Source organism: Mucilaginibacter ximonensis (assembly GCF_042686265.1).
Lineage (GTDB): Bacteria > Bacteroidota > Bacteroidia > Sphingobacteriales > Sphingobacteriaceae > Mucilaginibacter > Mucilaginibacter ximonensis.
In genome coordinates this window covers 640,765-658,262 of sequence record NZ_JBHUPD010000003.1, presented here as the reverse complement: position 1 = coordinate 658,262, position 17,498 = coordinate 640,765, and the positions used below count along the sequence as shown (strand labels likewise).

At 42.3% G+C, this 17,498-nt stretch carries 12 protein-coding genes; all 12 read right to left on the bottom strand.

Translation table 11 applies throughout. The features are described from left to right. Positions 1-90: 90 nt before the first annotated feature. Positions 91-723 (bottom strand): carbohydrate-binding family 9-like protein, encoded by a 633-nt coding sequence (locus tag ACFS5N_RS16915; RefSeq protein WP_377188305.1) that lies wholly within the window; start codon positions 721-723, stop codon positions 91-93. A 105-nt stretch (positions 724-828) separates the two neighbouring features. Further along, on the bottom strand, positions 829-1,932 hold the full coding sequence (locus tag ACFS5N_RS16910) for a substrate-binding domain-containing protein (protein ID WP_377188302.1): 1,104 nt from the start codon (positions 1,930-1,932) through the stop codon (positions 829-831). Between the two features lie 159 nt (positions 1,933-2,091). Beyond that, positions 2,092-4,545 (bottom strand): TonB-dependent receptor domain-containing protein, encoded by a 2,454-nt coding sequence (locus ACFS5N_RS16905; RefSeq protein WP_377188299.1) that lies wholly within the window; start codon positions 4,543-4,545, stop codon positions 2,092-2,094. A 75-nt stretch (positions 4,546-4,620) separates the two neighbouring features. Next, complete coding sequence (locus tag ACFS5N_RS16900; RefSeq protein WP_377188296.1) at positions 4,621-5,427, bottom strand: helix-turn-helix domain-containing protein; 807 nt, start codon at positions 5,425-5,427, stop codon at positions 4,621-4,623. Between the two features lie 176 nt (positions 5,428-5,603). Beyond that, a complete protein-coding gene (locus ACFS5N_RS16895) occupies positions 5,604-7,142 on the bottom strand; it encodes a trypsin-like peptidase domain-containing protein (protein WP_377188293.1) in 1,539 nt (512 codons plus the stop codon). A 1-nt stretch (position 7,143) separates the two neighbouring features. Continuing rightward, on the bottom strand, positions 7,144-8,274 hold the full coding sequence (locus tag ACFS5N_RS16890) for a redoxin domain-containing protein (protein WP_377188290.1): 1,131 nt from the start codon (positions 8,272-8,274) through the stop codon (positions 7,144-7,146). A 7-nt stretch (positions 8,275-8,281) separates the two neighbouring features. Beyond that, on the bottom strand, positions 8,282-9,691 hold the full coding sequence (locus ACFS5N_RS16885; RefSeq protein ID WP_377188287.1) for a PKD-like family lipoprotein: 1,410 nt from the start codon (positions 9,689-9,691) through the stop codon (positions 8,282-8,284). Between the two features lie 2 nt (positions 9,692-9,693). After that, positions 9,694-10,554, bottom strand: a complete 861-nt coding sequence (locus ACFS5N_RS16880) for a DUF4843 domain-containing protein (protein ID WP_377188284.1) — start codon at positions 10,552-10,554, stop codon at positions 9,694-9,696. Positions 10,555-10,565: 11 nt separating this feature from the next. Next, positions 10,566-12,038 carry a RagB/SusD family nutrient uptake outer membrane protein gene (locus ACFS5N_RS16875; RefSeq protein ID WP_377188281.1) on the bottom strand — a complete coding sequence of 491 codons (1,473 nt, stop codon included), beginning with the start codon at positions 12,036-12,038 and terminating at the stop codon, positions 10,566-10,568. Between the two features lie 10 nt (positions 12,039-12,048). Further along, positions 12,049-15,483, bottom strand: coding sequence for a SusC/RagA family TonB-linked outer membrane protein (locus tag ACFS5N_RS16870; protein WP_377188278.1), 3,435 nt, complete (start codon positions 15,481-15,483; stop codon positions 12,049-12,051). A 174-nt stretch (positions 15,484-15,657) separates the two neighbouring features. Next, positions 15,658-16,773, bottom strand: coding sequence for a FecR domain-containing protein (locus ACFS5N_RS16865; protein WP_377188275.1), 1,116 nt, complete (start codon positions 16,771-16,773; stop codon positions 15,658-15,660). An 87-nt stretch (positions 16,774-16,860) separates the two neighbouring features. Then, positions 16,861-17,448, bottom strand: coding sequence for an RNA polymerase sigma factor (locus ACFS5N_RS16860; protein ID WP_377188273.1), 588 nt, complete (start codon positions 17,446-17,448; stop codon positions 16,861-16,863). Between the last annotated feature and the right edge of the window lie 50 nt (positions 17,449-17,498).

Below are 17,498 nucleotides of genomic sequence, written 5' to 3'. Positions count from 1 at the left end.
ATAATTCCAACAACACAGCCAATGGGCGACTTGATAAAATCAAATATATAAACTTTTTGCGTGTGCGCACACATTTAAAAAAATATTTTTTTATTTAAAGCTGATGGTTCCAAAAAACTCGGGCAAGTGGAAATTAGGTACAGGGTTTACAATATTATTCCAGCTTAAGTAATGAGGTACCGTCGTCTCATCGCCGCATTTATAAAAATTCCCCATACAGATTACGCCTTTTAAAGATTTGATATCATCGTAAATAAAAGCAGAAAAAGGTATATCAAGAACTAGTTCCCACTTACTAAGACTTTCATTTTCAAAACTTTCTGTTTTAACAAAAATCTTAAATTGCTCAATCACATCTGCCGGTAATGTAACGCGCCCCGGGTTGCAGGCACCGTAAGCGGCATAGGGTGTACCGATACAATTAAATTCAAGATTGTAGTAATTAGCGCCATTGTCAAATGATATAAAAAACTCCACACAGCTGTCTTTATAAACCAAATCGTTCACTTGTGTGTGCCTTGCCTCAGCATAGTTTTCTGTTACCCAATATTTTAACAAAATACTACTACTAGTGTAGGCCATGCTAAAACTAACCTCAGGAAAATAACCATTTTCGCTCCACAAAAGGTTGTTCAGCTTTTCTTTAGGATAATTATTTAAAAATATCGCAGCGTTGTCCTCATTTTCAGGAGAAATGAATTGACAGTTTATTTGTTTTGACATGTATCAATGCAGATAAAAGGTAATATACACCGTATAAACCGCGTGCACGGACACAAATTTAAACTTGTTCTGTAAATAAACAAGTTAATCACCAGTAAACTGTTATTATATTTCTACGAATGACTGATCTTTTTCGTCAAGGAAATAGTTCAGGTTTTCCTTTGTTACAATATCCAAAGGCAGGTATTTAATAATAGGAACCTCTTTTTTGAATACCAGATGCTCTGCCAATTGATAAATACCCCAATAACCTTGCCCCTTCGGATTTTGATTGATAAGAAAGCTAATACCTCCATTGTTTAGATAATGCAGATTGGGCGGTATTAAGTCGTACCCTATAAGCTTAATATGATTGATATGACGCTGTTCTAAATATTTAGCAATATCATAGGCCTGCGATGTGGTGACGAAAATTTGCTTCAGATCAAATGTACTTTCAATTAACGCGTCCAGGCTTTTAATAAAGCTTGACTGACTTGAGCGGGTAAGTTCAACAGTTAGTATCTTATATTTATGGTCAAGATTATTTTGGGCAAAATAATTCCTGAAACCCTGTTCCTTTTTAACCAGGTGCTGTGCATTACTTATTTTTTCGTCAATATGTGCTATCAACATGGAGCAAGCGTCAGGGTTACCATAATGTGCTAACTTACCTGCAAGCAGGCCACTTTGGTATGAATCCTGACCAATATAACTCAGGGGGTCAAAATCTGCTATTTGGGTATTAAATAACACAAAGGGTATCTTATCGGCATTCCATTTTTCAAAAAAGGGTAATGTCTCTTTATAATATATAGGCGACAATAAGACACCGTCGGGTTTTTTGCGGGTTAGCTCGGTAGCTTTTTTAACATAATCATTAACGTCATGAGGATCGAATACATACTGCTCAATAAAAACGTTGTACTGTTTAAAATCCTGCTCGGCCTTTTCAATACCTGATTTTGGGGCTGTCCAGAATGCATCGTAATTATGATCGGGAAATAAAGCAGCAAGGTGATACTCTTTCTTTGACCCCAGCATACGAGCCATAAGGTTAGGCTCATAATTTAGCTCTTTAATAATTTTTAAAACCCTTTCCTTCACGTCATTTGCAACTCTGCCCCTGTTGTGAATCACGCGATCAACAGTTCCGGTTGAAACCTGCGCTTTAAGCGCAATATCTTTTATACGAACAATTGCTTTGGTTTGCGGACGTACTTTTTTCATCGATAAGGGTAAAATTTGAGTGTGGGATACATCATCCGATAATCACAAAAACTAATTAAAATAACCGGCAATAGATTTGCTTCGCGTTAAGCAGGCAAATTAACGAAAAATGCCGATAACACTAAAAGTTAATAATTTGAGCTATGATAAATCGTACAACTAAAATTCTTTATCGTTCAACTCGCTGTTAGGCAATTTCAGTTTGCTGGTAAACTTATTGAGGTTGAAACTTAAGTTAATCAGCAATATATTGGTTTCGTAAATATAATTGGTGGTAGTATAAAAGTCTGCGCCAGAGGTTGTGATACGTTGTTTAGCCGCGTTAAATAAGCCAATGTTTTGCCACAATAACGATGCTGCCAAACGCCCATTCATAACGGTCTTTTTAACAGAAGCATTTGGAATAAAATATTGAGAATCTTCGCCCTGGGCAGTAGGCCGTGTTGACAGGTAGTTAAAGTTAGCCTGAGCGCTCCACGTTTTGGCTAATTGAAAAGCAGTATTCATATTGAGAGAATACGCCCATCGCTGGTTATTAACAGTTACCGGCTGATTAAGTATCTGTATGGCGCCACTGATATGATAGTTATAAGCGTTAGCGCCCAGGTAAAAATTCCACCATTTTGTAAGTTGTAAGCTTGTACCCATTTCGGCACCTATTTGATTAGCCGAGCCGGCGTTTGTATAAACGCGATTTAATATGGTATCAGCATAAACACTATTAAGCCGCTGTATGGGGTTTTTAATATGCTGATAATACCCGTTAAAAAAAATCGAACCCGCTTTAAAAGTATGAACAAATCCCAGCTCTACCTGATCTATAAATTCGGGTAATAAATCGGGGTCACCTTCTTCCAGCGTTTCTGAGTGCTCACGTTCCGGAATTGGGTTAAGTTCTAAGTTAGTTGTGCGGTTTATCCGTTTACTGTAATCTGTTTTAATCTTCCAATTATCAGTTAAGTTGTATTGCAGCAATGCTGAAGGAAACAAATTTGAAAGATCAAGCTGATGTACGTTTGCGTCATATGAAAGGTTGACGGAACGGGTAGCATATTCGTAACGTAGCCCGCCGTTGTAATCCCATTTGCCTGATTTCCCTGAATATTGACTATAAACCGAGTTGATTACATTTTTAGCGTGCAGGCTGCCTTGAAACTTATCGGCGTCAGGCTGTGAAGTTGCGGGGGTAACCAGGTAATCAAATTGACCATCCTGAGTATCGTACCGCAGCTGATAACCGCTTTCTAATTTGCCATTTCCTAAGGCTATACTGTGGTCAAGTTTAAAGCGATAACCTGTAATTGGCCGTTTGTAAGGATTGTAAACATATTGTATGGTATCGGCAGTATTAGGATAATGTAAATTACGGTTCTTAGTGTTACCATATAAACCGGCATGTTCATATACCATACCAACAGATAATGTGGATTTATCAGTAAAGGTATGGGTATAATCAAAATTAGCCAGCGCAAAACTTCCCTCCTTAGTTTGCAGGTTAGAGTTATAATAGGTTGTGTTTTTGATAAACCCGCCATTACTCAAGCTGGAGGTTGTGTTATGATAAAGCAAGTTGGCAAGCCGATCCTGATAGCGTTGACCTAAAAACAATCCGCCTGAAAAAACATTTGCTTCATCGGCTGTAAAATTGACAGACGCCCGGCCGGCATAATTATACTTTTTAAAGCTGCGCTCGCCGGTTGACGGAAAACGTGTTATAGTGCCCGCAGCGAAGTTTTTGGTGTAGACATCGCCTTCACGATAACCGGCGTTATCGTTACGATTATAATTACCACTTACCGAAACATCCCATTTTCCTCTACGGTAGTTTACTGTGGCATCACCGCCAATACGTACCGGCTCACGGCTATTATTAAAGTCATTGTTGCTTGGCAATCCGCTCTGAACATTAGTTGCCAAAGTAAATCCGTCGTTAGCACCTTTTTTGGTGATAATATTAAGTATGCCTCCACGACCATCGGGATCATACTTTGCCGACGGGGAAGTAACTACTTCAATATTCTCCACCGCATTTGCCGGTATTTGGCTGAGTACCGTTTGAGCGTCGGTTAACACCGGTTTTCCGTTCACCAGCACCATAAAACTTTCAGAGCCACGCATACTGATATTGCCCTCTCCATTTACCGACACCGACGGCAGGTTTTTGATAACATCAATAGCCGAGCCGCCCTTTGCTGCCTCGAATTGCCCCGCCCTGTAAACTTGTTTATCAATTTTATTAAGCGTATTAACCTGCTGTGCCTGAACGTCAACCTGTTTAAGCTGATGATTAGCAGATTGTAATAAAAGCTCGCCTAAATCCAGGTGAGTTCTTCCGTCTAATTCCAGGTCGGCCTTTATAAAATTCTGATAGCCTATAAAAACAATTTTCAGATAATAATTACCAGCCGAAAGGTTATTCAATTCAAAACTACCATCGGCTTTAGTAACTGTGCCGGTTACCAAACTTGAATTGTCTGCTCTAAATAATGCGGCGCTGGCATATTCAACAGGCTGATGCGTTTTGCTGTCCATAATATGGCCTTTAACCAAGCTTGATTGTGCAAAAAGGCTGAAGCTTTTGCATAATAATAACAACAAAAATATTTTCTTCATGGATAAAAAGGAATACTCAAAATTAGATATGCGCTGCATGGTAGTACGGTAAAATTGCCAGGTTATACGGTATATTCAACGCTTAGCGACAATCAGCTCGCGATAAGCGCCTGGTGTAAGGTTGGTTGAGCTTTTAAAAAATTTAACAAAATGCGAAGTATCGCTGAAATGAAGCAGATGCGCTATCTCTTTAATAGTTTGCTCAGGTGCCGACAACAAGGTCTTACATTCCTGTAATAAACGTTCATTCAACATCATAGAAGGAGTTTTACCTGCGGCCTTGCGGCAAACGGTGTTTAGCTGCTGTGGCGTAGTACCCAATTCAATAGCATAATCATGCACGTTCTTTAACCCCGGCTCACTTGAGTTAAGTAAACTTTTAAACCGGTAGTAAAGAGCGCTAACGGTTGGCTTGTCAATTTGCTGGGCCCGTATAGCTGTCTTCTGAATTAACAGACGTAAATAGCCGGTTAATATTTGGATATCGGCTTCGGTACGACGATACTCGTCGCAAAACAATTTTAGCAACTGCAAATAGGCTTCATCATTGACTAAATGCATTACCATATTCAAGTTGTAAATAATTGCCAGCTGATCCGCTGTTAATAACTCTTCTTTAAATAGTATAACATAACCCTTAGGTATCCGGGTGAAATCCCAACAGTGCGTTTGGCCGGGTTTTAAAAAAAATATAACGGGCGGTGTCACTTCATAGCTTTGATCATCAATCTGGTGTATTCCGGCGCCGTCGTTTAGTATTATCAGTTCAAAATAACCTGCGTGTTTATGCGGCACTGTTGGTTTAATTACTTCCTTAAAGGGGCTGATTTTAAGCAATTCGGTTTTACCGATCTTAGATTTTACAGGAATGCCTGATGCCATGCTTGTTAAAAATTGCTTTGCTAAATTACAATTTCAATTTTTATAAATACCAAGGCCGGTTAAGCTTAATAATACCATAATACCGCTGGTATATAAAAACAAATACCCGCATTAAAATGCAGGTATTTGTTAGTTGATCTTGCGAAATATAAAATCGATGTATTATCAATAACTGATTATTTTTTCAAATAGTTTGTTTCAATAAATTTCCTGATAGTTTCAGCAGTAAGAATTATGCTGTTAGCGCGGCTAAAGCGAGCTATAACTATGCCGCAAAAATGATTTTTTGCATCAAATACAGGCCCTCCGCATTGTTCAGGCTTTAAAACCAGATCGCTGGTATAAACCTCTTTAAATCCATCGCGGCGCAGGCTTTTACCGCCGGCAAAGTGATCGGCCGGATGATCATACACAATTTGTGGAGGATAAGTCAGGACGATCGTTTTTTTCAGTATTTCGGCGCCCCTTTTCAATTGAACACTCACAGTATCACCAGGCCATAGGTTTGCAATCATAGCATTAAACGCAGCCGCGTCCGCGTAACCATCCAGAATATCCCCTACCCTGATGTCATGCTGCGCAGCAGGCGAACCCGGACGAACAAAATAAACCCTGGCAGGACTGCTGCCATGTGCAGGTGTAGCGCCGAGAAAACCGCCACCGCTAACCTTGGCAAGATCAAGCTGGCCGCCGCTTATAATTCCCGCAACTACTGAATCTTCAACTGGCGCAAATAAAAAATCGCCTACTTGAGGTGTTACCGGATTGATGCTTATCCCTTTAAGCTTTTGTACAGGGCGAAGCAACACGAGGTCATTGGTTTTATCGCGGGCAATGACCGTTGCCAGCTTACCCATGATGATTACCGAATCGCCGACTAAAGAGCTTTTAGAAACCACCAATGAGGAAACAACTGTGCCCAGTACATTTTGAGCCTGCCCTTTGTAAAAGCTTGTCATCTTTACATAAGCACCTGTATAATTACCAGCCTTTGGCCAGGAAAATGTTGAAAGCCGGGTTTTGCCTGCAATAAAAGTTGACTTTTCGGGCCAGTTGTGGTAAACAACAGGGTCCTGCAAAGCAAGCCAGTATTTTTGATATAAATCCACCGGCACATCGTAATTTGCCGCTTCAGGTATCTCAATAGCGCTGTGCAGCCCAATAAGTTCGCCGCGTATATTGAACAATGGACCGCCCGAATCGCCGGGCTCCATAAGCGCTGTCGACCGTATAAAGCCGCGGCTATTCAGCGGCTCGGTAACTTTACCTAAACGAACCGTAGGTTGGGTTTGATTAAGACTTTCAGGATAAGCGATACTAAGACATGGCTCATTGTCATTTAACTTAGATTCACTCATCTCCGCGCTCGGCCAATCGGTTCCTTTCACAATCATCATCATCGCCACATCCGGGCGGGTTTTGTCATCGGCAAGTTCTATCTTACCCAAAGCTTTTGCAATTGCTTCGCGCCCATCTGTAAAAAATACTTTATAGGTATTACCCGGTATGGTTACATGCGCGGCTGTAAGTACATATTTCCCTTTTACTACTACGCCGCTAAACTGCGCGCTTGTTCGTTGCTGCTGCACGGTGTCAAAGCCCCACATTCGTACACAAGCCGGCCGTACCTTAGAAATGGTTGAATACAGATCCTGCCCCGCCACCAATACAGGGAATAGCAAGCAGAGCAGGATGATATAAAAGCGGTTACGCATATTAGTTCTTGAATAATTCAGCCAACTTTTTATTCAGCTCTTCGCCACGCAAACCGGTACTGATCAGTTTACCGTCCCGATCAACCAGGAAAGTAGCAGGTATTGCAGAAACACCATATAAAACTGCTGCCTTATTATTCTGACCGTTCAAGTCGCAAACCTGCGGCCAGGCCATACCTTCTTGCTGTACGGCCTTCAGCCATTTGTCGCGGCTATTGTCTAACGACACCGATAATATTTCAAAACCTTTGTCTTTATACATTTTGTATTGGTTCACCAAGTTAGGGATTTCCTGGCGACAAGGTGAACACCAACTGGCCCAAAAGTCAATAAGCACTATCTTACCTTTATAATTGGCTAACGACACTGGTTTACCGGCAGGGTTAACCTGGGTAAACACCGGGGCTGGGCCACCTATTTTTAAACGATAATGCGCCGCTATAAATTCTTTAATAATCTTGCCGTTATCAGTCGCCTGAATTTCAGGGCTAAAGGTTTTGAAAACCTCTTCGGCTGTGGTCACCGTCCTGTCATTTGCGGCAGTTCCAAACAATGCCACCGGCGCGAAATATGAATTAGGGTGTGTTTTGGCAAACTCCAGGTTTTTTACCTGAAAATCAGCTATCATTTTGTAATGGTGACGCGCCACCTGATTAGTAAACGCTGTATCGTTAACTAATTCAGGTGCAGCAGCAATCTCGGCGTTTGATATTTTGTCGATATCCCACGGCATTGGGCCTACTGCTTTGGCATAAGCCGCATATTCGTCATAGATTTTTGAACCGCTTATCAGGGCATTTTCCAATGAGTCTTTTGACGAGATATTTAACGTCTCATTACCAAAGTGAAAATAAATTACGTCGCCGCCATGTGTAGCAATTTCACGCCCCAAGCCTTTATGGTCAAGCGCCAAACGTACAGAGCTGTAAGGGTTCATACTCCCCTTAAAATGGAACTCGCCATTTACCAGCGTGGCTGAATCAGTATGATCTTTACCTTCAGTCATGTAGCTCAAATAAACTTTTTGACCGTCCAGATTACCTATATGGCCATTTACGGTAAAGCCGGGCGTTTGTGCAGCCGCGCCCAGCGCAGCTACACTTAATAATAATGTGGTGAATATGTTTTTCATAGATTGTTTAACGTATTACGACATCAACCGGTGCGCCGGGGATGCCTGTTATTGTTTTAGTTATATTGCCGTTTTTACCTACGCTTATGTCCAGGGTATAAAGCGCCCCATCTGTACCCGCAGTAAGTGTATTGCCATCTGCACTCAGTTTGATCATGCTTACTTTTTTACCACCAAAGTTGGCGTCAAGTGCGCGCAGATCTTCATTAAGCGGGTTGTACCGATAAATTTTATCATTTGAGGTAAAGTAAAAAACATTGATGGTTGATTGCTGCCATTTGGTATCAGCATTCACTAACGCAGCGCCTTTAAATATCCGTTTGCCATAAACATGCAACGTTCGCTGTGCGTAGTTGTCCATATCGATGTAAAAAGACAATTCATATAGCTGATTATCAGCGCCTTTTATATAGGCGTAGGATTGGCCCGGTTGTGCCTGCATAAATACCAGATTAGAGCTACCAATATGCTTGGGATCAAAGGCATTGCCGTCTGATGTAAAATCATTGCCCATATAATTACCGCCGCCATCAAAGGTGATGAACGACTGCGCAGCCGAATCGAATCCGAAGAAATAATTTGGCGTGCGGCTGTAATAAGGAGATAAGGTATAAGTGCCTGATTGCGCATTGGAGAATTTACCAAAATCTGGCGCAAACGGCGCGGTACTGGTTACCGATAAATACAACTTACCATTGATCTCGCCGGTAGGAGTACCTGTCGACGCCTCAAAATGCCCCAGATTAATTGGGTTTGGAGCAGTGAAAAACTGCTGGTTAAAATACCGCTTGAGCAACATGGTGCTGCCATCAATAATAACGCTTTGCTTATTATTATCCTGGCAAACTACCCAGTAATCCTCTACTGTGCCCGGCTGGTAAGCTAATGGTTTGGCAAACAGCTGTATAGGGTTTGCCGGCAGATCCTCACCATTTAATGATTTGTAAAGGTTGCTCAAAATTGTACCATCTGGCTTAATGAACGATAGCTTTGTAGTACTGCCATCAATTGTTAGTACACTGGTACCTGTAGAAAACTGGGTACCGCCTTGAATTTTAAACGGGAAAAAGTACTTAATGCCATTACGTTTATCAGTAATAGTAAGTTTGGCATCTCGAAGGCTGGGCGCCAGGTTGTAAACTATCCTTAGCGGGTAACCCATATAAGTATCTGTCCGTGCTTCGTCGGCTACAATAATATCCCACTGGTAAGTTAAATCTGTGAGTGGGTTGGCTCCTTGTATGGTTACTTTTGGCGCCAGTATTAATGAGTCGCCTACCAAAGCCTGGAAAGTCGAATCGGTAAACCCGGTTACAATAGGTTTGCTGGGAACATGATAGTTGTAGTTACCAAGATCTTTCTTACATGAAGCCAGACCTATTACGAGTATCGAAAAAATAAATAAAATACGTTTCATGATCAGATCAGGATTTGATTGCCGTTTTCGTCAATAAAAATGAGTTTATTGACTGACGGAAAATATTTAAGCCAAAACTTTTTGTTGGGCGCACTAGTGCTGTAAAAGTCATAGTCGCCGGTATTATCGTTGCGCTTGGTAAGCGTGTAACCTTTATCGGGGTTTTGCGCAACCCAGGTAAACGGATCTTGAAGAAACTCATGCAGGTTTTCGATATAATACAGGCAACGCGGGATCTGTAAATAAAAATTAGGGTCCTTAGCCGGATTTAGCTCAACAAGATCGCGGGTGCCGGATGCGATGAGGAATAACTGATGTTTTACCCGGCTATAAGCGCCCAACTGCCCCCAATACGGCCACCAAGACGGTTCTTCTAAACGATTAGAAAACGAGATTAAGCGCGACCGGTCAGCTAACGGCAGATTAGTACTAAAATCGGTACCGCCAGTAACTACCAGTTTAATAGTAACGGTTTTATTTTGTAATGCCGTGTCTGTATTTAATAATATAATGGGAACATGCACTATGCCCGAGTCGGCGGGCATTATATAGCTTGGCTTCAAGGGTTCATAATGTACCGATGGTATTGCGGTAGAACTCTTGGGATCTGCACTCAATACAAAACTGCGGGCCTTATGAACGCGTTCGCCAGATACAGTTACCTTAACCCAAAGTGTATCGCTAATCTGCGCCGGATTATACGCAAATGTATAGATATATCCGGCCGTATCAGTTGTAGCCAAACCCAGATATATATTATCCTTACCACCCGGAGAACTGTAGGTGGTGAGGTTTTCTTTTTTGCAGGCAGTCCATAAAAGTCCAACCGCACAGCAAACTAAAAACAGAGTGATTTTTTTCATGTCGTTGATCTTTAATTGGTTCTATAAGTCAATTCATCCTGTGGTTTCGGGAACACAAAAACGCTGTTTGATGGCAACACGGTTTGCGTCGAATTAACCACTACGGCATGGTTTAAGCGTTTATACATGTAGAATATTTGATTCTCACCGTAAAACTCTTTACGCGCCTCTGCCAATAAGCGATTAATAAAATCGTCTTTTGACGGCACAACGGTGAGGTTATTACCGATACCCCGCTTAGTACGAATGGTATTGTAATAATCCAGCGCCGCCGAAGGGTTAACATCAAAACTTGCTTCTGCCGCTATATAATACATTTCACTTAAACGTATTGCCGGCGCTACAAGCGGGTGCAGATTAGCTAATGGGGCAGGATTCTCTACATATTTTTGCAGCACTGCTCGGTTAGCTCCGCCGGTAACTGAAGCCGTAGAGAGGAACCATTGTTTGTAGCGCCAATCTTCAGCGCCGTCACCTCCCAGTTCATAAATGTCAGACACCTGGTCAACAGTACCACTATAATATGGGTTACTGCCTGTATAAAGACCTTGCAGCAAGCCAACCTCATTGGCATTATCAATAAACCATGAAGCAACCAGCTCTGGGTAAAAAATACGGTCGCGTTTTTGAGGGTCGCTGGCGAAAAAGTCATCCTGTTTGGTAAAAGGAAATTTTTTCGAGTTGATCACTTCCTGCGCATTACTTAACGCATTGGCTTTATCACCCTCATATAAATACACTCTTGCCAACTCGCCACATACCGCGTAATAATTTAAACGCTGACGCCGATTCTGCATAAACAAGCTCGGCGAGGCAAGCTCTGTAGTTGTTGTTGCTGAAGGATAACCAACGACATAACTGGCCGACAATATCGGATCGCTTTTCAGCAATGTTTTAGCCAATTTTAAATCTGTCAATAACTGATCGATAACTTGCTGAACAGTTGAATTAGGCGTACTCTTGGTGGTTACCTGCGTTACATAAGGAATAGCAGTTTGACCAGCACCGGTTACGTAAGCCGGCGCAAACATCCGTAGCAAATCAAAATGTAAATAAGCACGTAAAGCTAAAGTCTCACCCTTGATCAGGTCGCGATTGCCGGCGCTGAACTGTACTTTCTGATTATCAATTGCGGCAAGTAAGTAATTGCAGTTAGCAATAGCCCGATAAGCATTGTTCCAGATATCCGAATTTTTTGATACCACCGAGGGCAACGTATAATTAAAATTGGCTGTCTGCTGCAGAATTACGTCATTGAACTGGTAATTTTGCGACAGGATATCGTTATAAAAAGTCAAATTACCTCCATAAAGCGAAGAACCGCTGCAAAGCGTATATACGCCATTCAAGGCTTCTTCAAAACCCTGTTCGGTTTTAAATAAATCGCTTTGGTCAATCTGCGAAGCTGGCTTAACATCCAGGAACTTATTACAGCTACTTGATGTGAGCACAACTAAAAAAGCTATATAAAATATTTTTTTCATATCCATTCCATTAAAAAGTAGCCTGTAAAGCGGCCGTTAAACTACGTGCATAGGGATAATATATACCGCGTTCCTGTTGAATGCTTGACGAGTAAAAAGCATCATTTACGGTAACTGTTGCGCGCAAAGATTGCATGCCTATTTTTTTGGCAAATGATTTAGTAACGTCATAAGACAAGGTAACCGACGGCAGATCAATGGTATTTTCGCGCTGCACAAAACGTGAAGTTGCGTACGATGTTCCCAGATCGGCAATATTTTTAAATAAAGCCTTATCACCAGGTTGCTGCCAGCGTTGGGTTAGCGCGCGGCTGTCTACGTTAAAACGCGGGTCGGCATTCTCTACTCTATCAATCAAAGTTTGGTTGAAAGCCTGCCCGCCAAACTTATAGTGGAACTGAAAGCTCAGTAAGAATTGCTTATAGGTGATGTTACTACCTATAAAACCTTCGGCCTTAGGTTCCATGTTGCCAATGGGCTGCTCATCAACCGCATTCCAGTCGTAGGTTAGCGTACCATCGCGTTTTACCAATAACTCCTTACCATTTTCAGGGTCAATACCTAATGATTTTACCCCCCAGATGGTGTATAACGACTGTCCTTCCTGGTAGTGAAGCAAAGGCACACCCTGCGCGTTGTTGGCTGTGTTAGACTGATACGCATTTACCGCGTCATTGTAGGCCTTTAACGAGTTAGATATCCTTACAATGGTATTTTTGTTGTGAGCCAGGTTACCAATGATATTAATGTTTATATCCTTTGCCCGATAAGCATTAAGGGTTAAGTAAAGTTCATAACCTTTATTACTCATATCGCCCAAATTGGCATCGTAGGTTGTAAAACCGGTTGATGGCGCTATATTGATACTGTTAACCAACCCTTTGGTTAGCTTATAGTAATAATGCGGATTCAACAATATCTTATCGTTTAACAAACCCAGTTCCAGTGAGAAATCGTAGTTGGTTGTTTTCTGCCATTTCAAATCCTCGTTACCATATGCATTTACTGTTGCACCGACACCGGTTGAATACCAGTTATTAGTTTGGTAGCTATAGGTTGTTCTGGCCAGCGATGGCGGGAAGTTTACCGAACCTGTTAAACCGGTGGTAAAAGTCAGCTTTAAACGAGATATGGCTGGTAAATTATTTTTGATAAAATCTTCATAATGCGCATTCCAGCCAATACCCGCTGCCCAAAACGGTGCAATACGCTGATTGGCCCCAAAAGCCGATGATCCGTTTGCACTCAATGTTGCATCTAAAAGGTACTTGTTTTTATAAGCGTAGTTACCTGTTAAAAACTGCGAAATAGTGCGCGTTTGTGCTATGTCGCCACTGGGAGCTGAATTGGGTGTATACGTACGTGCAAAGCCTATATTGGTAAACCGATCGTTAGAGAAACCACGTGCTTCAAAACCTTTAAAGTCTTCGTTAGAAGTATAAATCTGCGAGTTGAGCACGGCATTGATGGAGTGGTCGCCAAGTTGTTTGTTATAAACCAATTTCAAACTACCATTCAATGTCAGCATGTTATCATTAGTATAATTATAGCTGCCACGATTTTGTATATCGCTTGTTGGCCCGTAATAAAAACTGTTACTTAACGGCGAAACAAAGACGTCGGTTGTGCTCTTGGTATTAATAAGGCTAAATAACCCTATCAAACGAAGGCCGGGTACTATCCTCCAATCGGCAGAAAAATTATCCTGTAGTTCAAGGTAAGCTGCGCGATCAAAACTACCCAGCGTTGATTCAAACAACGGATTATAAACCGGTTCGTCCCTGTATTGAGCAGAGCCACTCTGGTGAGTATCTATCCGCCAGTTAGCTATCTCGCGCAAATAATTGCCGTTTGCATCGCGGATGGGATAATACGGGTTCATTGCGACATAGGTAGAAAAATTACCATATTCAGTATTGGTGGATTTGATCTGACTGATGGTAACTTCATTTTTCACCAGCAAACTGCGGGTTGGGTTGTAAAAGAAACTCATACCGCCAGTATAACGATCACGGCCCGAGCCCTTCATCACCCCGGGCTGTGTTTCATAACGCAGGTCAATACCATAACGGAATGTCGAGTCACCGCCTTCGGCATACAGCGAATGCTTCATGCCGTAAGCATTTTGCAAAGGTTGCGATAACCAATAGCTGTTTACTCCACTTACCACATTGCTCAGTTTGTCATAATATTGCTGATCTAATTGATCTTGTGTTGTGGCAGTATTATTTACCGCACTGTACAGGCCGGCCAGCTGTTCATATTTCAGCTTATCGGCTGCGTTTAATACATGGTAACCGGTCAAATCAGGGGCCTGTACCTTTAGTTCATAATTATAGGTGAGCTGCAGTTTACCCGGCACAGGTGCGCGGGTGGTAATCACAATTACGCCGTTTGCTGCTTTTGAGCCGTAGACCGCAGTTGCCGCCGCATCTTTCAGAATATTTACCGATGATACGCGGTTCATATCTAAGTCTACTATTTTTTCAAGCGAAACCTCAAAACCATCCAAAATAAATACCGGTTGGTTGTAAGTACTTGAAAGGTTGTTTTTATCTATAATCGAACCGTTTACAGAAGGCAGCGTTGTAGATCCACGTACAGTTACCTTAGGCAGGCTATTGGGGTCTGAACCTAATAAAGTGTTATCTGCTATACGAAACGAAGGATCAAAAGTTGCAATACTTTTAATCAAACTTTGCGGGTTTACCCTGCGCAAATCTTCACCTTTTATAGTGATAGCCGAACCGGTGTAATTATCTTTTTTAATCACCTGGTAACCGGTTACCACCACATCATTAACATGATTATTACGTGCTGACAGCATTACTACCCATGGCTTATTGTTAGCAGCGCTAACTACCACATCTTTCAGGTTGTAACCCACATAGCTAAATTCCAGCACATCCCCAGCACTGGCGGCTAAACCAAAGTCGCCGTTTACATTGCTTTGCACATGGATGGGTTTGTTTTTAACGCTGACGTTTACGCCTATTAAAGGCTCATGTGTTGCGCTATCAATTACCTTACCCTGAATTACAATAGGCGCTACAGCACCAGGGCCGATTACCGAAGGTATTTCAGTAATCTTTGGCCTGGCCGGACTAATTACAACAGTTTTATCAACGATAGTAAAAGTCAGACCCATGTTTTTCAGGCATGCCTGAATGGCATCTGATAACGACGCCGATTTCACCTCAACATCCTGTAATTGGCGTGTATCAATCTTTCCACTGTAAAAAAAGGTATAGCCGGTTTGTTTTTTTATCTCCTTAAAAAGCGATGCCAAAGGCGCCTGATGGCGGCTTAAAGTGACCGTTTGCGCAAAACCTGCAGCCGAAAGCTGGAGTGCGCCAACAAGGAGTATTAGAGTAGTTAACTTCATCACTACATAGGCTTTATGCTTCGCGCTACCCATAGGGCCGCGAAGAAAATTTAATTTCATATTTTTGAACAAGAAATAAGAGGTAAGAGAAATCAGACAGTCCGCGGTTCCAATGGGGACTGTCCACCTTTTTTGATCGGGCCGGCGGCACTCCAATGCCCCGGCTTTTTTTATGAAGTTTAGTCGAATTGCTGCATAGGCTTGTCTTTGGGGGTTAATCGTTAATAGTTTATTTTAGTTAGTTGAAACCAAGAGGCGGCGCCCCTCAATTGTAAAATGCACATTATTTAACTCCAATATCTTCAACACATCCGCCAGCTTGCTTTCCCGCGGAATCTCGCCATAAAACTTCTCTGTACTCACTGCCCCATCGTATACAATTTCCACATTATACCAACGTGCCACCTGTCTTAAAATAGTCTTCAGGTCATCGCCATCAAACGCAAATAAACCGTTCTTCCAGGCTACTTCCTTATCTACATCAACCGTACGCTTTGACAGATCTGTACCTTGCATCATTGCTTGCTCGCCCGGTACAATCCGCTCTTTAACTGCGCCACCTGCTACCTCGACAGAACCCTCCAACAATGTAGTTTTCACAGACGCCTCATCAGCATAGGCATTAATATTAAAATGTGTACCTAATACAGTCACCGTCTGCCCGGCCGAGCTTACCTTGAACGGATGCGCTTTGTCTTTAGCAACTTCAAAATAGGCCTCACCGGTCAAAGTCACTTTACGTTCAGCGCCAAACACCAAAGGATAGGTTAAGGAAGAAGCCGCATTTAGCATTACTTTGGTGCCGTCAGGCAGCACCACTTCATACTGGCCGCCTAGCGGCGTTGAAATCGTATTGTCTCCCACCGACCCTGCAGTTGGCGATGCTATGGTATAAACCAATAAACCCTTCGCATTTTTTTGAATCGATACACCTGCCTGTTGAGCGATAAGGCCATTGCCCACCGCTGTAAGGTCAATCTTCGAGCCATTTGCTAACTGCAGGGTCGCACGGTTACCGCCTGGTTCTATTTTATTCTTAGCCAGAGCCAATTGGCTTATCTCAGGCATGCGTACATACCAAATACCGGTGCCGATAAGCAACAATATCGCTGCAGCGGCCCACCAGCGTATCCACAAACGCCTTACAGGGCGCTCTGCCTCAATACGGGCATCAATACGCTGTTTCAGCTGCTGATTTAAAGCTATCTCATTATCTGCGGTAACAAGTTCTTCGTTCGCGTCAAAAGCTTCATAGAAAGATTCCAGCAAACGCCGCTCTTCAGCCGATGCCTCTCCCCGGCGATAGCGCGCCATCATTTCCTTGAAATATTGTTTGTCAATATCTTTCATATTAAGCTTGTATAATTAAATGATACGTAATTTTTAGAAAAGCCCAGTGCAGGTAAACTTTTTTTTAAGAAAATGTTAAGCAGGCTCCTAACGATGCAAAAAAAAAGAAATTATAACTTGTAATAACAGGGCCTCGCGACAGGTGGCGAGGGCCCGGCCCAAGTGGTTGCGTACGGTTTTGACAGATAAATCAAGCTGTTCGGCTATTTCCTGGGTGCTCAGGCCATCATCAAATCGTAATCTGAAAATTATTTGTTGTTGTGGTGGCAAACTATTGATCAATGCCGAAAAAGAATTCAGGAACTCCTGATATAACAGGTTGCCATCGGCACCTGCGTGCAATTGTTCCATTTCAGACACTACGTCTGACAATGATTCATAACGGCTGGCCTTTTCGAAATGCCTGAGCACCCCGTTCCGTACCGAAACAAATAAATATCCCCCTAAATTTCCAATAATTAAGTTTTCAGATGTACCCTTTTTCCAGAGCTGGAAAAACACCTCTTGTGCTACATCCTGTGCGGCTTCGGCATCGCCCAAACGTTTAAACGCTTGGTTGAGCACCTGCTTCCAATAACGATTATACAGGACATCAAAAGCTGCCCGGCTGCATTCAGCAGTCAGTTGCGTCAATAGTTCCTGATCAGTTAAATTTTCTAATAAACCGTTATTCATCAATCCTGCAATAGAATCTCGTCTCTCATAGCCAGGTTTACGGGATCCAA